This window comes from Corynebacterium sp. NPDC060344, assembly GCF_042725215.1.
In the GTDB taxonomy this organism is placed as follows: Bacteria; Actinomycetota; Actinomycetes; order Mycobacteriales; family Mycobacteriaceae; genus Corynebacterium.
This window is the reverse complement of record NZ_JBHXCS010000008.1, coordinates 24,801-39,357: the sequence shown is the minus strand read 5'-3', so window position 1 is coordinate 39,357 and position 14,557 is coordinate 24,801. Positions and strand designations below refer to the sequence as shown.

Here is a 14,557-nt window from a genome sequence, read left to right as displayed (position 1 = left end):
GGGCAGCCTACCCGGGGGCGCCGATGGTCCGGTGCACGACCGGTGGCGCGGGGTCGGTCCCGCATGTGTTCACGGTCAACAACACGGTGACGCGCCCGTGCATTCCCGCGGACAGGACGAACAGCTGGCCGACGCCGTCGCCGTGGGCCATGGGTGCGGCGCCGAGCAGGGCCCCTTCGCTTTCGCCGTGCTGCGCCAGGCAGGCGGCGGCGAGCGCGGGGTCGCGCAGCCCGCCGAGGTCCCTCTCCCCCATCGCTTTACCCGCGGCGGGTCCGAGTGCGGCAAGGTCGATGTCCGGTTGCGCGGGGCCGGGTTGCGCAACCGTGCTTGACGACGCCCCGTCCCCCACCTCGCCGCCCGCGTCCCCCGGGCCTCCGGGCAGGGTGAGCCATGCCCCGCCGGCGAGGATCACGACGGCGGCCGCCGCAGCCGCCGCAGGTGCGAACTGCGACCGGGCACCCCGCCCGGGAAAGCGGAGAACGGACGCGGAGCCGCCGTCGCCGATCGCCGCGTGATGCTCTTTCCAGTGGCGGTGGACGGACGGTGGAGGGGCGTCGTCGCAAAGCAGGGAGGAGGCGAGGTACTCCAGCGAGGCGTCGTCGAAGTGGGTATCGGGGCGGCGGCGGGTCATCGGGCGACCTCCGGTTCGAGGCGGCGCAATTGGCGGCGCAGGGTGGCGCGGGCGCGGGCCCGGCGGGATTTGACGGTGCCCTCGGGGATGCCCATCCGGCGGGCGACGTCGGCGAGCGGCCAGCCCAGGACGTCGACCTCGATGATGACGTCGCGCTGCTCGGCGGGCAGGCGCGACATGGCCTGGCGCATGACGACCGTCAGCGACGGGTCGGCCGCGTCGGGGATCAGCGGGGTTAGTGCGGCGCGTTCGTCGACGACGCCGTCGGGCGGGCCGTGGCGCCCGCGCATGCGGTCGTGGCAGCTGTTGACCACGATCTTGTGCAGCCACGTGGCCACCGACGAATCCCGCCGGAAGGATGTGGCGCTGCGCAGTGCCTTGACCAGTCCCTCCTGCATCGCGTCGGCGGCGTCCGACTCGGTGCGCGAGTGGCGTTGCGCCGACCACCACAGCTGCCGCTCGTGCCGGTCGATCAGCGCCGGAAATGCCCGCGCGTCGCCGGCGAGATGCGCGGTGAGCAGATCGAGATCGCTGCGCTCGTCCGGCGGCGCCCCGCCCGCCTGCTCATCCGTGGTCCCGCCCATGTTCCCGTGGTCGACCAGCGCCGCCGGCGCGGTGACCCTCCCCCCGAAGTTCACGCGCCCATCCCACCACGGGCGGGACGGGCGCGCCATTCGGGGACAGGAAGGACATCAGATTCGCGAAGAAGCTTTGTTATGCGAATGTGATCCCTTGGACCAAACATCCGTAGCAAGGATATGTATGATCGGTTTTACCCGGTCCGACAACCAAAGGCAGGTGTTTATAATGATCACCAAATCTCCGGGCTCGATCGTTTACGCACGTTTTATTGCACTAACTTTCTCGCTTCTCCTTTCCGTTGCGGGGCTTCTTTTTGGGGCGAACGCCTCGGCAGCCCCCGCTGCTGTCCAATCGGAAACGAGCAACGGGCAGACGGCTACCTATCCGACTGAGACTGAAATCCATCTCACTCTCGAAAAATACGCAACGACCAATGCAGATGGGTCGGTGTACTACGACACGCGAACAGCAGAAAATGACAATGTTGATCGGCGAATCGTGGAGGTTGCCGAGCTGGTAAACCAGCTTGAACGAGAAGCCTCGTCAGAACCTGGCCAGATTCAGCCCAATGATCTGAATCCGACGAACTATGGCCGGTGGTGTGGCAAGAACAACTCTGGTCCTGGCGACCCGATCGATGAACTCGATCGCGCGTGTATGGGGCATGACCACTGCCTTAACATCAATCGTCCGACTTGCGACTGTGATCGTGAGTTTGTGAATCGGCTCCGTCAGATTCGCGGGCAGTTTTCGGGGTGGTCTCGAACTTACTTGGAGGCGGCGATCATCGCGGTCCCGCGATGGCATGGGTGCCGCGTCTAACGGAAGCGGATCGAAATGAAAACATCGACTTCTCAACGTCCAACGGCTTTTGAACGACCGCGCCTGTGGGGTTGGGGTGCAACCGTCATCGCATTCCTGCTGGGCTACGTCTTCTGGATCGTATCGAAAGAGTGGTGGTTGCCGTCCCTGATCATCTTCGGGCTGCTGTTCGTGGCCATCTGCGGTTTCAACGTGTATCTCGCCATTAAAACGAAGGCCTTCGATCTAATCGTGGCAGCCGCACTTTCCCTGCTCGCTCCCGCGATCGTGATTTTCGTGGCGTTCGGATTCTTCTTCTCCGGCCCGCTGTCGTAGACCGATCCGGAACCCAAAAACGCCACGAGCGCGAAGAGATTGCATCTCTTCGCGCTCGTGGCGTTGAGGACGTCAATAGCCAACAATTGCTTGCGTTCGCTATCGCGCCGCGGTGACCTCCGCGATGGAGGCCGCCTGCGGCATGGGCAGCTCGGTGACCCAGATCAGCAGGTGGCGGGCCTTCGTGGCGCCGTCGACCTCGATGACCGTGTCGCCGTCGCCGAGCCGGCCCTGGCCGAGCACCGCCGTCCCGGCGAGATCGCCGGTGCCGGCCTCGGCGGCGTCGGCGGGGATCGACCGGATCTCCACCATCGCGCCGGGCGAGCCGGCAATGGTGACCTTGCCGGGCTTGGCGTCGACGTCGAACGTCAGCACCAGGCCGATGCCCGGCTTCAGCGCGTCGGGGCCGGTGCCCAGCTGCGCGTTGTACACCGACGTCGTCCAGGCCGTCGCCGCGTCGCCGTCGACGGCGAGGGCGGCGCCCTCGGGATCGTCGGGCCCGGCGATGGGGTTGGGGTTGGTCGCCTGCCATTCGCGCGCGCCGGCGATTTCGATGGGCCCGACGGGCAGCGCCTGCTCGGCGGCCTCGGGTCCGCGGCGCACGGAATCCGGCGTCAGCGGCGAGTCGTCGGCGCGGTTGAGCCACGCGAACACCGCCGCCAGGATCAGAGCCACCACCAGCACGAAGCCGACGACGATCGCACCGGAGCCCCACAGCTTGCCGCGCGTGGTCGACGTGACCTGCCGCAGCCGCTTGGGCGTCGCCGGCGCGTCGACGTCTTCGGCGATGACCTGCAGCTGGCCCGAATCCGGGCCGAGCGCCGCCTCGCGCAGCTTCTTCGCCAGCACCAGGCCGCGGTTGGCGGTGGTGGTCTCATCGCCGTTGTCATCCCCGTCGCCGGTGCTTTGCGACGTCCCGGCCCCGGCATCATCGCCGCCATCCCCGGTAGAGGCCGTGACCTCCCGGGTGGCCTCCCGGGTGGCGTCGTCGAGGATGCCGAGGATGTCGGCGGGCACGTGGCGGCAGCCGCTGAGAAGCGACGACAGGGCGCGGCACGCGACCTCGAGATCGCCGTCCATCGTCGCCGCCGGCAGCGGCGCCGGGAACGCCAGCGCCACGCGGCCGTCGACGCTGATGCGCAGGCGATCGAGATCATCCGCGCCCAGCGGGATGCCCCGGGCGTGGGCGCGGCCCGCGGCCTCCGCCAGATCGGCCACGGCGAAGGCGGCCGCGTCGGCGTTGGTGCCCTCCCCCACCGTCGACAGCGGGATGCCCGGCACCCAATCGGCGGCGACGATGACGTCCGTGCGGCCCAGGTGCACCGCGCGGATCCGGGCCAGGCCCGGGCCCTCCGCACGGCGCAGCGCCTTGGCGCCCTCCGCGATCTTCACGGCGGCGCCCGGCGCCGTGTAACCGACGTGCGGCGCGACGAGGGTGTCGACGAACGTCAGGGCGACTTCGTCGTAAAGCTTCTTTCCGGTCTCGTCGACGCGGACCGGGCCCGACCGGTCGACCGCGCGCCAGAAGCGCACGCCCGGGCGGGAACCCTCCTCCGACAGCAGGCGGTACCGGCCGCCGAAGACCATCTCGCCCGGGACGAAACGCGTGGGGCGCGACGCCTCCGAGGGCATCGGCGGCAGCATCGGCGAGGCCGTGAAGCCCTCCGACGCCATCGCCGCATTCTCGCCCGCGGCCGCCGACGGCCCGCCCACGACCGCACCCGCGATGGCGGCATCGGCGTCGGACGCGTCGGGGGAATCGGGGTCCGCCGGCTTCGGGGCGAAGCGGCGCAGGCCCGGGATGCGGCCCAGGAAACCGCCGAGGGTGCGGACCTCCGGCAGCGGCGAGCGCGACAGCACGATGCCGGTGACGACGAGGAACAGCACGCCCGACAGCGCCACGCGCAGCAGCGAACCGACCGAGCCGAGGGCGTCGAGCGGCGGGCCGATGACGAAGGAGTCCAACGCCATGGCCACCGCAATGCCCACCAGCGCCGACGCCAGCGCCCAGATGCACGTGCGGATGACCTCGCGGCCCCGCAGATTGCCCAGCGTCCGCCGCAGCAGCCACGCGCCGATGATCGCGCCGGCGACGAAGCCGAACCCGTTGGCCGCGCCCAGCAGGACGACGACGAGCTCCGTGCGGGAGGCCAGCAGCGGCGCCATCATCGACAGCGCCACCTTGACCACCGTGATGCCGAAGATGATGAAGGTGGGGGTCCAGGCCTCTTCACGCGCGTAGAACACGCGCAGGTGCAGCAGCACCAGGGCGTAGGGGATGAGCGTGAACGCGGAGAACGACAGCGTCCAGCCGAGGATGTCCGCGGTCTCCTTGGGGAACATGCCGTAGGCGAACAGCGCGTTGGCGATGGGCACGCCGAAGGCCGTGAAGAACACGACGATGGGAATCAGCGCGATCATGGTCAGGCGCGTGCCCACCGACAGGTCGCGGACGACGGCCTTGTCGTCGCCGTCGGCGGCATTGCGCGACAGGCGCGGCATGATCGCCGTCAGCAGGGTGACGCCGATGATGCCGTAGGGCACCTGCAGCAGCAGCCACGCCTGCTGGTAGACGCCAGGGGCGGCGGCATCGGCCGTGGAGGCGATCCGGTTGGTGACGATGTACCCCGCCTGCGAGACAGCCACGTACACGACGATGGCGATGCCCATGCCGCCGAACTGCTTGATGCGGTCGTCGATGCCCCACAGCGGCCGCAGGTCGATGCCCAGGCGCCGCAGCGGCGGGATCATGATCGCCGCCTGGATGACCACGCCCAGCGTCGTGCCCAGGCCCAGCAACAGGATGTGCGGGTCGGTGATCGTGCCCGGGTGATCGACCGGCAGGGTGCCCGGCAGCAACCAGTAGAGCAGGAGCGTCGCGATGGCCACCACGTTGTTGGCCACCGGCGCCCAGGCCCCCGGTTTGAACACTCCCTTGGTGTTCAGCACCGCCATGAGCAGAGAGAACACGCCGTAGAACACGATCTGCGGCAATAAGAGGAACGCGAAGGACGTCGATAGCGGGACGTTGACCTTGCCGTCGGCATTGAGGCTGATCCTGGTCAATATCGGCGCGGCGATGACCGCGGCGACGGTGACGACGCCCAGCAGGGTCAGCGACAGCGTCAGCAGGCGCCGCACGAACGCGGCCCCGCCGTCGGCGTCTTCCTTCTGGGCGCGCACGAGCACCGGCACCACCAGGGAGGTGAGCACGGCGCCGAGGACGATCTCGGTGATCAGGTTCGGGAGCGTGTTGGCAGTGTTGAACGCGGACATGATCGCCGGCCCAAGCGTGATGCCGATGAGCGCTGTGCGGACGAATCCCGTGATGCGGGAGATCAGCGTGGCGATGGCCATCGAGCCCGTGGAGCGCACGACGTCGGCGTCGCTGGCCTTCCCGGACTCCCCTGGCATGGAGGAGCCGGTGGAGTCGGCGGCGCCGGTGGAACCGGCGGATCCGGCGGGCCCGGTCGATCCGGCGGGGCCGGCGGAACGCGTGGAGGCCGCAGAGCCCGCGGCTCCACCTACACCGCCGGATGCGCCCGTGCCTCCCGACCCGGCCGTCGCCGTGGCCGTCGCGGAGGCCCCGCCTGAGCCGGCGCCGGCGACGGCCACCGTCGCGGCGCCCGCCGCGGCCGATGGACCGGTCCGCGTCGTCGGCGGGCTGAAGAGATCGGGCGCCTGCTCCTCGGGCCGCGCCGCCGGAGCGGTGCGGGGCGCGGGAGCGGGCGCCGGAGGCGCGGGCCGCCGGATGCGGCCGCGCTGCCCGGAATGTGGCGCGTCGGGTTCAGTCACGTCCCCATTGTGTCCGAATCCGCCTGAATCCTTCGAATCGTCCCGTGCGCCACAAGGCGAACGCGCCGACGATGAGGGGCAGCAGCACCGACGCGAAAAGCAGCGTCCGGGTGCTCGGCCCGGTGCGGGCGACGATCTCCACCGGCGCCGAGATCTGCTGGCCCTCGGCGGTCTCCAGCCACAGGTGCAGCTGGTTCTGTCGCTCCCGATCGACGTCGGGGCCCGGGTCCTGCGGAGTGACCTGGAGCGTCAGCGAGCCCTTGGCGGGCAGCAGCGCCTCATGGCGGCTGGCGGTTTCGGCGTCGCCGACGCGCACCCGGGCGTAGGCGGGCACGGGCAGCGGCAGCCCGTTGCGCCCGACGATGACCACCGGAGACATGTCGGTGGCGCGGGTGTAGACGCCGCCGGGGGCGACGAGCGTCACGGAATCGCGCAGCTGCTGCAGCATCTCCCCCATGCCGGACATCGTGGCGGCGGCGCGGTCGGCATGGTCGACGTGGGTGGCGGCGTTGCGCCGACCCGTGCCGCTGACGGCGCGCAGGATGTCGCGGCGCAGCGGCCGGGTGAAGCCGTGGCGGGTCAGGGCCACCTGGGGGTCGTTGGCCATCATCGCGGTGAGGTCGGTCAGGTACCCGGACTGCTGGTCGGCGCGCCCGACCTCGGTGCCGGACACCGCCCCCGGATCGGGGTTGGGCGACGACGTCTGCGCCCGGCCGACCGAGTGCTCCCCCGCCGATTGCGCCAGCGCGTCATCGAGTTGGACGGGTTCGGCGATGCCGTCGTCGAACGTCGCGGCCACCGCGCGCAGCAGGGTGCGGGCCTCTTCCCCCGTCGCCGACCAGCCGGCGGGCGGCATGGCGACGACCGGCGCGGCCCCCGCCTCGCCCGCGCCGAGGGATGCGTCCGCGATTTCCTGGTGCAGGGTGCCCACGGCGGTCTGCATGCGTGCGACGCCGGAATCGGCGGGGAGGTCGAAGCGCCCGGCCACCGCGGCATACCCGGCGACCTCGGGCGCCGTGCCCGTCGCCGCCAACGCCGACGACAGCGGCACCGGCAGCCCGAACGCCGCCGCGCCGGGCGCGATCTCCGCGGTCTCGCCGGGGCGGGCGATGCGGCCATCGTCGAGGGTCAGCGAATTGGCCGCGACCAGCGACGTGGAGCGCGCGCCGGCCGGCGGCCACGTGCCCAGCCCGGCCTCCAGGCTCTCGAATGCGGCGTCGGGGTCGACGGGCACGGCGGTGTCGGCGAAGGCGGTCACGCCCACCGAACCGGCGTCGAGGTACCCCTCCGGTGGGATGGCCACCGACGGCACCGCCGGCCGGCCGAGCACCCGCTCGACGACTTCCCCGCCGGTGGCCAGCGCCTCGGTGGCCAGCTCTGGGTCGCCGGTGGCGGCGACGGCGTTGAGTTCGGCGCCGGACCACGGCAGCGTCACCACGCACAGGTCGCGGGTGACGGCTTCCAGCCGGGCGATCCACTTCGCGGCGGCGTCGGCACCCTGGCCCTCGCGCAGGTCGAGATCGTCCCCCGCGCCCCACGAATCGCGCAGCCGCGTGCTGCCCTGCACGGGGCTGGGGCGCTCGGAGCCGATGCGGTAGCCGTCGGCCATGCGGTCGGCGACGTCGAGCAGCTCGGGGTCGACCGCCACGCACGTCGACGAGCGAAGCGCCGGGCCCGACTGGCCGGCCAACTCGGACTCCAGCGCCCCGACCAGCTCGTCGAGGCGCCCGCCGGGCGACATCTCCGACGACAGCGACTCGCCGGACATGATCAGCTCCGGCCGCCCCGGGGCCTCGCCGGTCTCCCCCGGCACCAGCGGGATCTCCGCGGCCAACGGCCACACCAGCGACACGGGAGCGGGCTCGGCGGCGTCGTCCTGCTCGTCGGCTGCAGGCGAATCGGCCTCTCCCGTGCCGTCGGCGCCGGCACCATCCCCGCCATCTCCATCTGCCCCGTCACCCGGTTCACCGGGGCGGTCGGGGTCGGCGTCGGCGTCGTCAAGCGGGGCCCCGACCGGCAGGAGCATGCGCGTCTCCGCGAGGAACTGCTCGATGTCGTCGCCCGGCCGGCCGTTGGCGTTGATCAGCATGGGGTACACGCCGGCGCGGTCGATGCCCAGCCCCGCCGGGGCGGCCGCGGCCAGGGGGACGGACAGGGTCACCGTGCGGGACTCGCCGGCGCCGAGGTCGAAACCGTCGCGGAAGGCCGTGGCCACCCCGAACGACTGCTCCGGGGCCGCCATGGCCAGCCGCGCGCCCGCCGCGCCCTCGAGGCGGTCGGCGCGCTGCGTGCGCAGGATGATGTTCTCCACCGCCGCGCCGGAGGTGTTCGCCACCGTCACGCGGACGCTGACATCGCCGTCGAGGCGCGGGGCCTGCGGCGTGATGGCGTCGACCTGCAGGCTCAGCGGCTCCCGGGCGGCCGCCCGCCCGGCGTCGGCGCCCCACTGCGCGGAGATCGACGGGTCGGTCGGGTCGGTCGGCCACGGCGGCGGCGCGGCTGCGGCCTGCGGCACGACGGGCGCGGCGACGAGGGCCAGTGCGCCCGCCGCCGCCGTCGCGACCATGCGCACTGCGGGGCGCCGCCCGCGCCGGGTCACCGCGGAGTCGCCTTTCCGGCGTCCTTCTCCGCCTTGGCCAGGTCCGGCAGCAGGTCGTGGGCGCGCCGGGCGAGCTTGCGCTCATCGGCGTACGCCAGGCGCTCGACCAGCGTCGATGCGGGGAACCAGGTCACTTCGGTGACCTCGGGGTCCTCGTCGTTGAGGTCGCCGTCGACGTAGCGCAGCAGGTGGTGGTGCACCGTCTTGTGGATGCGCGTGCCGTCGGAGATGAACCAGTAGTCGATGACGCCCAGCTCGGCGATGACCTCGCCGTGGATGCCCGTTTCCTCCCACACCTCGCGTTCGGCGGTGGAGTCGTGGGCTTCGCCGGGTTCGACGTGGCCCTTGGGCATCGACCACAGCAGGCGGCCGCGGCGGTCGAGCCGGCCGATCAGCGCGACGTAGATGCGCGACAGGTCGACGCTGCCGTCGTCGCGCACGGCCTCCGCCAGGCCGGAGACGACGAGGCCGCCCGCGGACGTTTCGATGGACGTCCGCATCCGGTCCCGCTGCTCCGCGCCTCGCTGGGCGGGGCGCCCGCCGGCCGGGCGGCGTCCGGGGCGTCCCTTGGACTGGTTCGCTTGACGACGCCTCTGCGCCCCCCGACCCGACCCCGACTTCGATCCCGACCGGGAGCCCGAGCGCTGCGAGCCCGAACGCTGGGAGCCCTTGCCGGAGCGGGACTTGCCGCCGGAATTGTTCGGGTTGGAGGCGTTGGCCGATGCGTCCTTGGCGCCGGGGTCCTTCACGGCGGTATCGGCGTTGGTGGAGCCGCCGGAAGTGTTGGCGTTATTGGCCCTGTTGGCGCTGTTGGCGTTGTTCGCGTTGTTGCCGCCGGACCGGTTGCCGGAGCCCTGGCCACGGCCGCGACCGCCGCGGCGGCGACGGCGCGAGCGATTGCCCGAGCCGGAGCCGGAGTTCGAGTTGGAGCCCGCATTGGAGCCGGGGTTGGACCCCGAATTGGAACCGGAGGCCGACTGCTGCGCGCCGCCCTGCTTGCCGCCGGAGTTGGAGCCGGAGTTGGACCCCGAATTGGATCGGCCACCGCCGGAGCCGGAGTTGGAGCCGGAATCACCCGAGCCGGAACCGCCCGAGCGCGAGCCCGCGTTCTGCTTCGGCCCCTGGCCGCCGTCCTGCGGGCGTCCGCTGCGCCGACGCGAACGGCGGCGGCGCCGACGCTGCGGCCCCGCCGTGCCCTCGTTGCGTTCGGCTTCGTTCATTACACAGAGACTACCGGGCCGCTCCGAGCCTGCGGGTATTGTGTCGCACGTGACCGACGCCCCGACTCCCCAGCGCACCCCCGACCACGGCGATCCGGAGGTGAGGCGCACCGCGATGCTGGCGGTGGCGGACCAGGCGATCGGGCGGGAGGCCGATCTGCTGGCCCCGTTGGCGGCGGCGTTCGCGGAGGCGGGCCACGCCCTGTACCTCGTCGGCGGCTCCGTGCGCGACGCGTTGATGGGGCGGTTGGGCAACGACCTCGACTTCACCACGGGCGCCCGCCCGGACGTCGTCGCGCGGATCCTGGAGGACTGGGCGGAGACGACCTGGGACACGGGCATCGACTTCGGCACCGTGTCGGCGGAGAAGAAGGGCCGGCAGGTGGAGATCACCACCTTCCGCTCCGATGAATACGACCAGATCAGCCGCAATCCCGAGGTGACGTTCGGCGACACCCTGGAAGGCGACCTGGTCCGCCGCGACTTCCGCTGCAACGCCATCGCCGTGGAGCTGCATGCCGACGGCTCGCGGTCCTTCCGCGATCCGCTCGACGGTTTCGACGACGTCGTCGCCGGCGTCCTGGACACGCCCGGCCCGCCGGAGGTCAGCTTCGGCGACGACCCGCTGCGCATGCTCCGCGCGTGCCGCTTCACCTCGCAGCTCGGCTTCGGCGTCTCCGACCGGGTCCGCGCGGCGATGGCGGACATGAACGCCGAGATCACCCGCATCACCGCCGAGCGCGTGGCCACCGAGCTGGACAAGATGATCCTCGGCGCCGACCCGTCGGCGGGCATCGACCTCATGGTGGACACCGGCCTGGCCGGCCACGTCATGCCGGAGATCGCCGACATGAAGATGACGCAGGACGAGCACCGCCAGCACAAGGACGTCTACCAGCACTCCCTGCAGGTCATGCGCCAGGCCATCGAGCAGGAGGAACCCGGCGAACCCGACCTCGAACTGCGCTGGGCCGCGCTGCTCCACGACTGCGGCAAGCCCGCCACCCGCTCGTTCACCGAATCCGGCAACGTCTCCTTCCACCATCACGAAGTCGTCGGCGCCAAACTCGTGCGCCGCCGGCTGCGCAAGCTCAAGTACCCCAAGCGCGTCACCGAGAACATCGCGCAGCTGATCTACCTGCACATGCGCTTCCACGGCTACGGCGACTCCGCATGGACGGACTCCGCCGTGCGCCGCTACGTCACCGACGCCGGCCCCTTGCTGGGGAAGCTGAACAAGATCGTGCGGGCGGATTGCACGACGAGGAACCGTCGCAAAGCAGCCCGCCTGGCCCGGGCCTGCGACGACCTGGAAACCCGCATCGCCGAGCTCGCCGCCGCCGAAGACCTGGCGAAAGTCCGCCCCGACCTCGACGGCAACGACATCATGCAGATCCTCGACCTCGGCCCCGGCCCCGAAGTCGGCGAAGCATGGAAGCACATGAAGGACGTGCGCCTGGACCAGGGGCCGCTCGAGCGCGAGGACGCCATCCTCGAGCTCAAGCGGTGGTGGACCGAACGCGACGGCTGAGGCGGGCCGGGGTACTGGATCGATCCGCCGCGCCGGGCATAATGGGCGGGGTGGAGCAGGAAAACCTATTCGGAGACCGCCTTTTCAACTGCCTCGAGCGCAACGACGCCGCGGCGGGCATGCTGCTCGTCGCCGCCCCGGGCATGGAGTCGCCGGAGTTCGCCCGCAGCGTGGTGTTCATCATCGAGCACGACGAAGCCGGCACCCTCGGCGTCGACCTGACCACGCGGTCGCAGACGCCGGTGCACAACGTCCTCGAGCCGTGGGCCGACGTGATGTCGAAGCCGCCGGTCGTCTACGTCGGCGGGCCCGTCAACCAGACCCAGCCCGTGTGCGTCGGCGTGCTGCGCACCGGCGCGGACGTCCCCGAGGGCCTCGACGAGACCACCGGCGCCCCCCTGATGGAAAAGCTCGCGCACCGGTTCGCGCTGGTCAACCTCGGCGTCGAGCCGTCTGACATCGCGCCGCACCTCGACGGCGCGCGCCTGTTCGCCGGCTACTCCGGCTGGTCGCCCGGCCAGCTCCACGACGAGATCGAGCGCGGCGACTGGTACGTCGCCCCCGCCCTGCCCAGCGACGTCCTCGCCCCCGGCGCCGCCGACGTGTGGGGCGACGTCATGCGCCGCCAGCCGTGGCCGCTGCCCCTCTACTCGACGTACCCCGCCGACGTTCGTGACAACTGACGGGGTGGGCGGTGGCCGTCGCAAAGCAGAAGGCCCCGTGACCGACCCCCACCCCATCCGCGGCGGCATCGCCGAAGCGTGGCCAGTCGGCCTGGGCCTGGTGCCGCTGGGCCTGGCGTTCGGCGTGCTGGTGGTGCAGACCGGGTTCGCGTGGTGGTGGACGCCGGTGTTCTCGATCCTGGTGTACGCGGGGTCGATGGAGTTCCTGGCGCTCGGCCTGGTCATGGCGCACACGGGGCTGATCGGGTCGGCGGTGACGGCGTTCATGGTCAACTTCCGGCACATCTTCTACGGGCTGACCTTCCCGCGCGACGTCATCGGCGGGCGGTTCGGGTGGCTCGGGCGCGCGTACTCGACGTACGCGCTGACCGACGAGTCGTATGCGATCGCGTCGGCCCGGCCGTCCGGGGCGCCGTTGAGTGGGGCGCGGCTGGTGACCATCCAGCTGTTCTGCCAGCTCATGTGGGTCATCCCGGGGATCGTCGGGGCGCTGGCCGGGCGGGCGCTGCCCCCGGACCTGGTCGGCTTCGAGTTCGCGCTGACCGCCCTGTTCACGGTCCTGGCCATGGACGCGTTCCTGCTCAACCGCGACTGGTCGCTGCCGCTGTCGGCGCTGGCGTGCGTCGCGGTGGGGTGGCTGATCAATCCCGGGCAGATGCTGGTCATCGGCCTGGTCCTGTATTTCTGCGTGCTGCTGGCGCGCGTGTGGTCGCCGCGGCTGGACCGCGCCATGCGGTGGGGCGGTGGGTCGGCTTCGGGTTCGCTTGACGACGCCCCCGTCCCCGCCCCCGGCCTCGACCACCCGCACGGCCGGAAGGAGACGCCGTGATGCCCGACTCCGGATACGTGCTGGTGTCCCTGCTGGTCATGGGCGCCGTGACCGTTGCGCTGCGATGGGCCCCCTTCGCCTTCATCCGCGTCCTCCGCGGCTCGGAGCTGGTGAGGTTCCTCGGCGTGACCATGCCCGTCGGCGTCATGGTGGCGCTGGTGGCGTACACGCTCGTCGATCGGATGGGCCTGGTCGGCGGCGGCGATGGCGGCGGTCACGGCGGTGCCGCAGTGGAGGCCGCCGCCGGCGATCCCGGCGGATGGTGGGCCGCTCCCCTGGCCCTGGCCGTGACGGTCGGGCTGCACCTGTGGCGGCGCAACTCGGCGCTGAGCATTCTCGCCGGCACCGCGGTCTACGTGGTGCTGGTCAACGTCGTCGCCTGACGTCGTCGCCTGACGCCGCGGCCTACGCGCGGAGGTGGCCGACGCGCTCCCAGGCCGGATCCTCGGCCGCCACGATCTCGTGATCGCCTTCGGACCACGTGTCCACCAGCGACGCCAACCGCTCGGCGGCGTCGGTCTCGGGGTCGACGTAGAAGTGCAGCAGGCGCATCCCGTCGGCGGTTTCGGCGGCGACGTGGATGCCGTCGTCGGCAAGCGTGGCCATGGCCTCCTCGCCGAAATCCGCCAGAGCCTTCGCGGAGGCCTCGCCGGCCTGGCCGTCGTCGAGGACATCGGAAAACAGCAGCTGCATCACCACATGGCGCGTGTACAGCGGTCCGACCAGCGGCGACAGCGGGGCGCGCGTGCGCACCAGCACCGGCTTGCCGTCGGCCTGGCCCTGCAGCGTCAACCACCGCGGGCACGCCCCGGCTAAACGGTCGATGAAGCCCGGCAGCTCCGACAGCGGGATCGCGCCCTCCGGCTCCTGCGCGGCGAAGGCGAAGGACCGCAGCCACAGGCCGAAGTCTTCCTCGCCCAGCGCCAACTGCAGCAACATGAACCCGACGTGGGCGACGTCGCGCTCGCCCTCCTCGCCGGCCGCCACCAGATTGGCGAACACCGGGTGGAACAGCCGCACGTCCGCGACGCCCTGACCGGCGGCGACGGCCACGCGGGCCTCGGCCGGATCGATCTCGTGGCCCGCCCACGTCACCGTGGAAATCGGCTCGGCGGTGCGCAGGTCGGTGAAGGACCACACCGGGCCGTCGTCGGGCGCGGCGTCCAACCAGCGGCGCGCGATGTGGCGCACCAGCGGATCACCGGCGGCGGTGACCGTCAGCAGGTGCCGGGAGAACGGCTCGCCCGCGCCGAAGCCCCACACCAGGCGCTCGTCGATCGCGGCGATCCGCGGCCCGACCTCCGCCTGGATGTCCATGGGCCCCGCCGCGCCGAACCCGCCGCCGCCGAAGTCCGCGCCGCCGGTGAACGCCGCATCGAGGCGATCGGCGCCCTCGGCCGACCACCAGTCCCAGAACGCCGCGATCGCCCCGTCGCGGGCGGCGGCGTCCTGCGCGGCACCGGTCCCGGCGTCTCCCGCTTCGCCTGCGGTTCCCGGCGTTTCGGTCATGGTGGCACTCCCCTTGTCGACGGACCGTGGTTATCTGCGAC

General features: G+C 71.6%; 12 protein-coding genes. 6 read left to right on the top strand and 6 right to left on the bottom strand.

The annotated features are described in order from the left end of the window. Positions 1-7: 7 nt before the first annotated feature. Both ACFWGD_RS10165 and sigM read right to left on the bottom strand, forming a co-directional pair. Positions 8-631, bottom strand: coding sequence for a hypothetical protein (locus ACFWGD_RS10165; protein WP_377778583.1), 624 nt, complete (start codon positions 629-631; stop codon positions 8-10). After that, a complete protein-coding gene (sigM, locus tag ACFWGD_RS10160; RefSeq protein WP_377778582.1) occupies positions 628-1,269 on the bottom strand; it encodes an RNA polymerase sigma factor SigM in 642 nt (213 codons plus the stop codon). The genes ACFWGD_RS10165 and sigM overlap by 4 nt, the downstream gene beginning before the upstream one ends. A gap of 169 nt (positions 1,270-1,438) precedes the next feature. Between sigM and ACFWGD_RS10155 the strand changes: the two genes are divergently transcribed. Both ACFWGD_RS10155 and ACFWGD_RS10150 read left to right on the top strand, forming a co-directional pair. Continuing rightward, complete coding sequence (locus ACFWGD_RS10155; RefSeq protein ID WP_377778580.1) at positions 1,439-2,035, top strand: hypothetical protein; 597 nt, start codon at positions 1,439-1,441, stop codon at positions 2,033-2,035. A gap of 15 nt (positions 2,036-2,050) precedes the next feature. Continuing rightward, on the top strand, positions 2,051-2,350 hold the full coding sequence (locus ACFWGD_RS10150) for a hypothetical protein (protein ID WP_377778578.1): 300 nt from the start codon (positions 2,051-2,053) through the stop codon (positions 2,348-2,350). Positions 2,351-2,449: 99 nt separating this feature from the next. Here ACFWGD_RS10150 and murJ read toward each other — a convergent pair whose 3' ends face one another. Genes murJ through ACFWGD_RS10135 form a run of 3 tightly spaced genes read right to left on the bottom strand, consistent with a single transcriptional unit; the run spans position 2,450 to position 9,964 of the window. Then, positions 2,450-6,145 carry a murein biosynthesis integral membrane protein MurJ gene (gene murJ, locus ACFWGD_RS10145; protein ID WP_377778576.1) on the bottom strand — a complete coding sequence of 1,232 codons (3,696 nt, stop codon included), beginning with the start codon at positions 6,143-6,145 and terminating at the stop codon, positions 2,450-2,452. After that, a complete protein-coding gene (locus tag ACFWGD_RS10140) occupies positions 6,138-8,744 on the bottom strand; it encodes a hypothetical protein (RefSeq protein ID WP_377778574.1) in 2,607 nt (868 codons plus the stop codon). The genes murJ and ACFWGD_RS10140 overlap by 8 nt, the downstream gene beginning before the upstream one ends. Continuing rightward, positions 8,741-9,964 carry an NUDIX hydrolase gene (locus ACFWGD_RS10135; RefSeq protein ID WP_377778573.1) on the bottom strand — a complete coding sequence of 408 codons (1,224 nt, stop codon included), beginning with the start codon at positions 9,962-9,964 and terminating at the stop codon, positions 8,741-8,743. Before ACFWGD_RS10135 ends, ACFWGD_RS10140 begins: the two co-directional genes overlap by 4 nt. A gap of 115 nt (positions 9,965-10,079) precedes the next feature. On the opposite strand from ACFWGD_RS10135, the gene ACFWGD_RS10130 reads away from it, so the two are divergent. The 4 genes from ACFWGD_RS10130 to ACFWGD_RS10115 are packed head-to-tail and all read left to right on the top strand — an operon-like array spanning position 10,080 to position 13,390. Beyond that, positions 10,080-11,495 (top strand): CCA tRNA nucleotidyltransferase, encoded by a 1,416-nt coding sequence (locus ACFWGD_RS10130; RefSeq protein ID WP_377778664.1) that lies wholly within the window; start codon positions 10,080-10,082, stop codon positions 11,493-11,495. Between the two features lie 41 nt (positions 11,496-11,536). Then, a complete protein-coding gene (locus tag ACFWGD_RS10125) occupies positions 11,537-12,178 on the top strand; it encodes a YqgE/AlgH family protein (RefSeq protein ID WP_377778571.1) in 642 nt (213 codons plus the stop codon). 37 nt (positions 12,179-12,215) lie between these two features. Then, on the top strand, positions 12,216-13,007 hold the full coding sequence (locus ACFWGD_RS10120; protein WP_377778569.1) for an AzlC family ABC transporter permease: 792 nt from the start codon (positions 12,216-12,218) through the stop codon (positions 13,005-13,007). Then, positions 13,007-13,390 (top strand): branched-chain amino acid transporter permease, encoded by a 384-nt coding sequence (locus ACFWGD_RS10115; protein ID WP_377778567.1) that lies wholly within the window; start codon positions 13,007-13,009, stop codon positions 13,388-13,390. Before ACFWGD_RS10120 ends, ACFWGD_RS10115 begins: the two co-directional genes overlap by 1 nt. A 22-nt stretch (positions 13,391-13,412) precedes the next feature. Here the strand turns inward: ACFWGD_RS10115 and ACFWGD_RS10110 are convergent, their stop codons facing one another. After that, complete coding sequence (locus ACFWGD_RS10110; protein WP_377778565.1) at positions 13,413-14,516, bottom strand: DUF695 domain-containing protein; 1,104 nt, start codon at positions 14,514-14,516, stop codon at positions 13,413-13,415. Positions 14,517-14,557 lie beyond the last annotated feature (41 nt).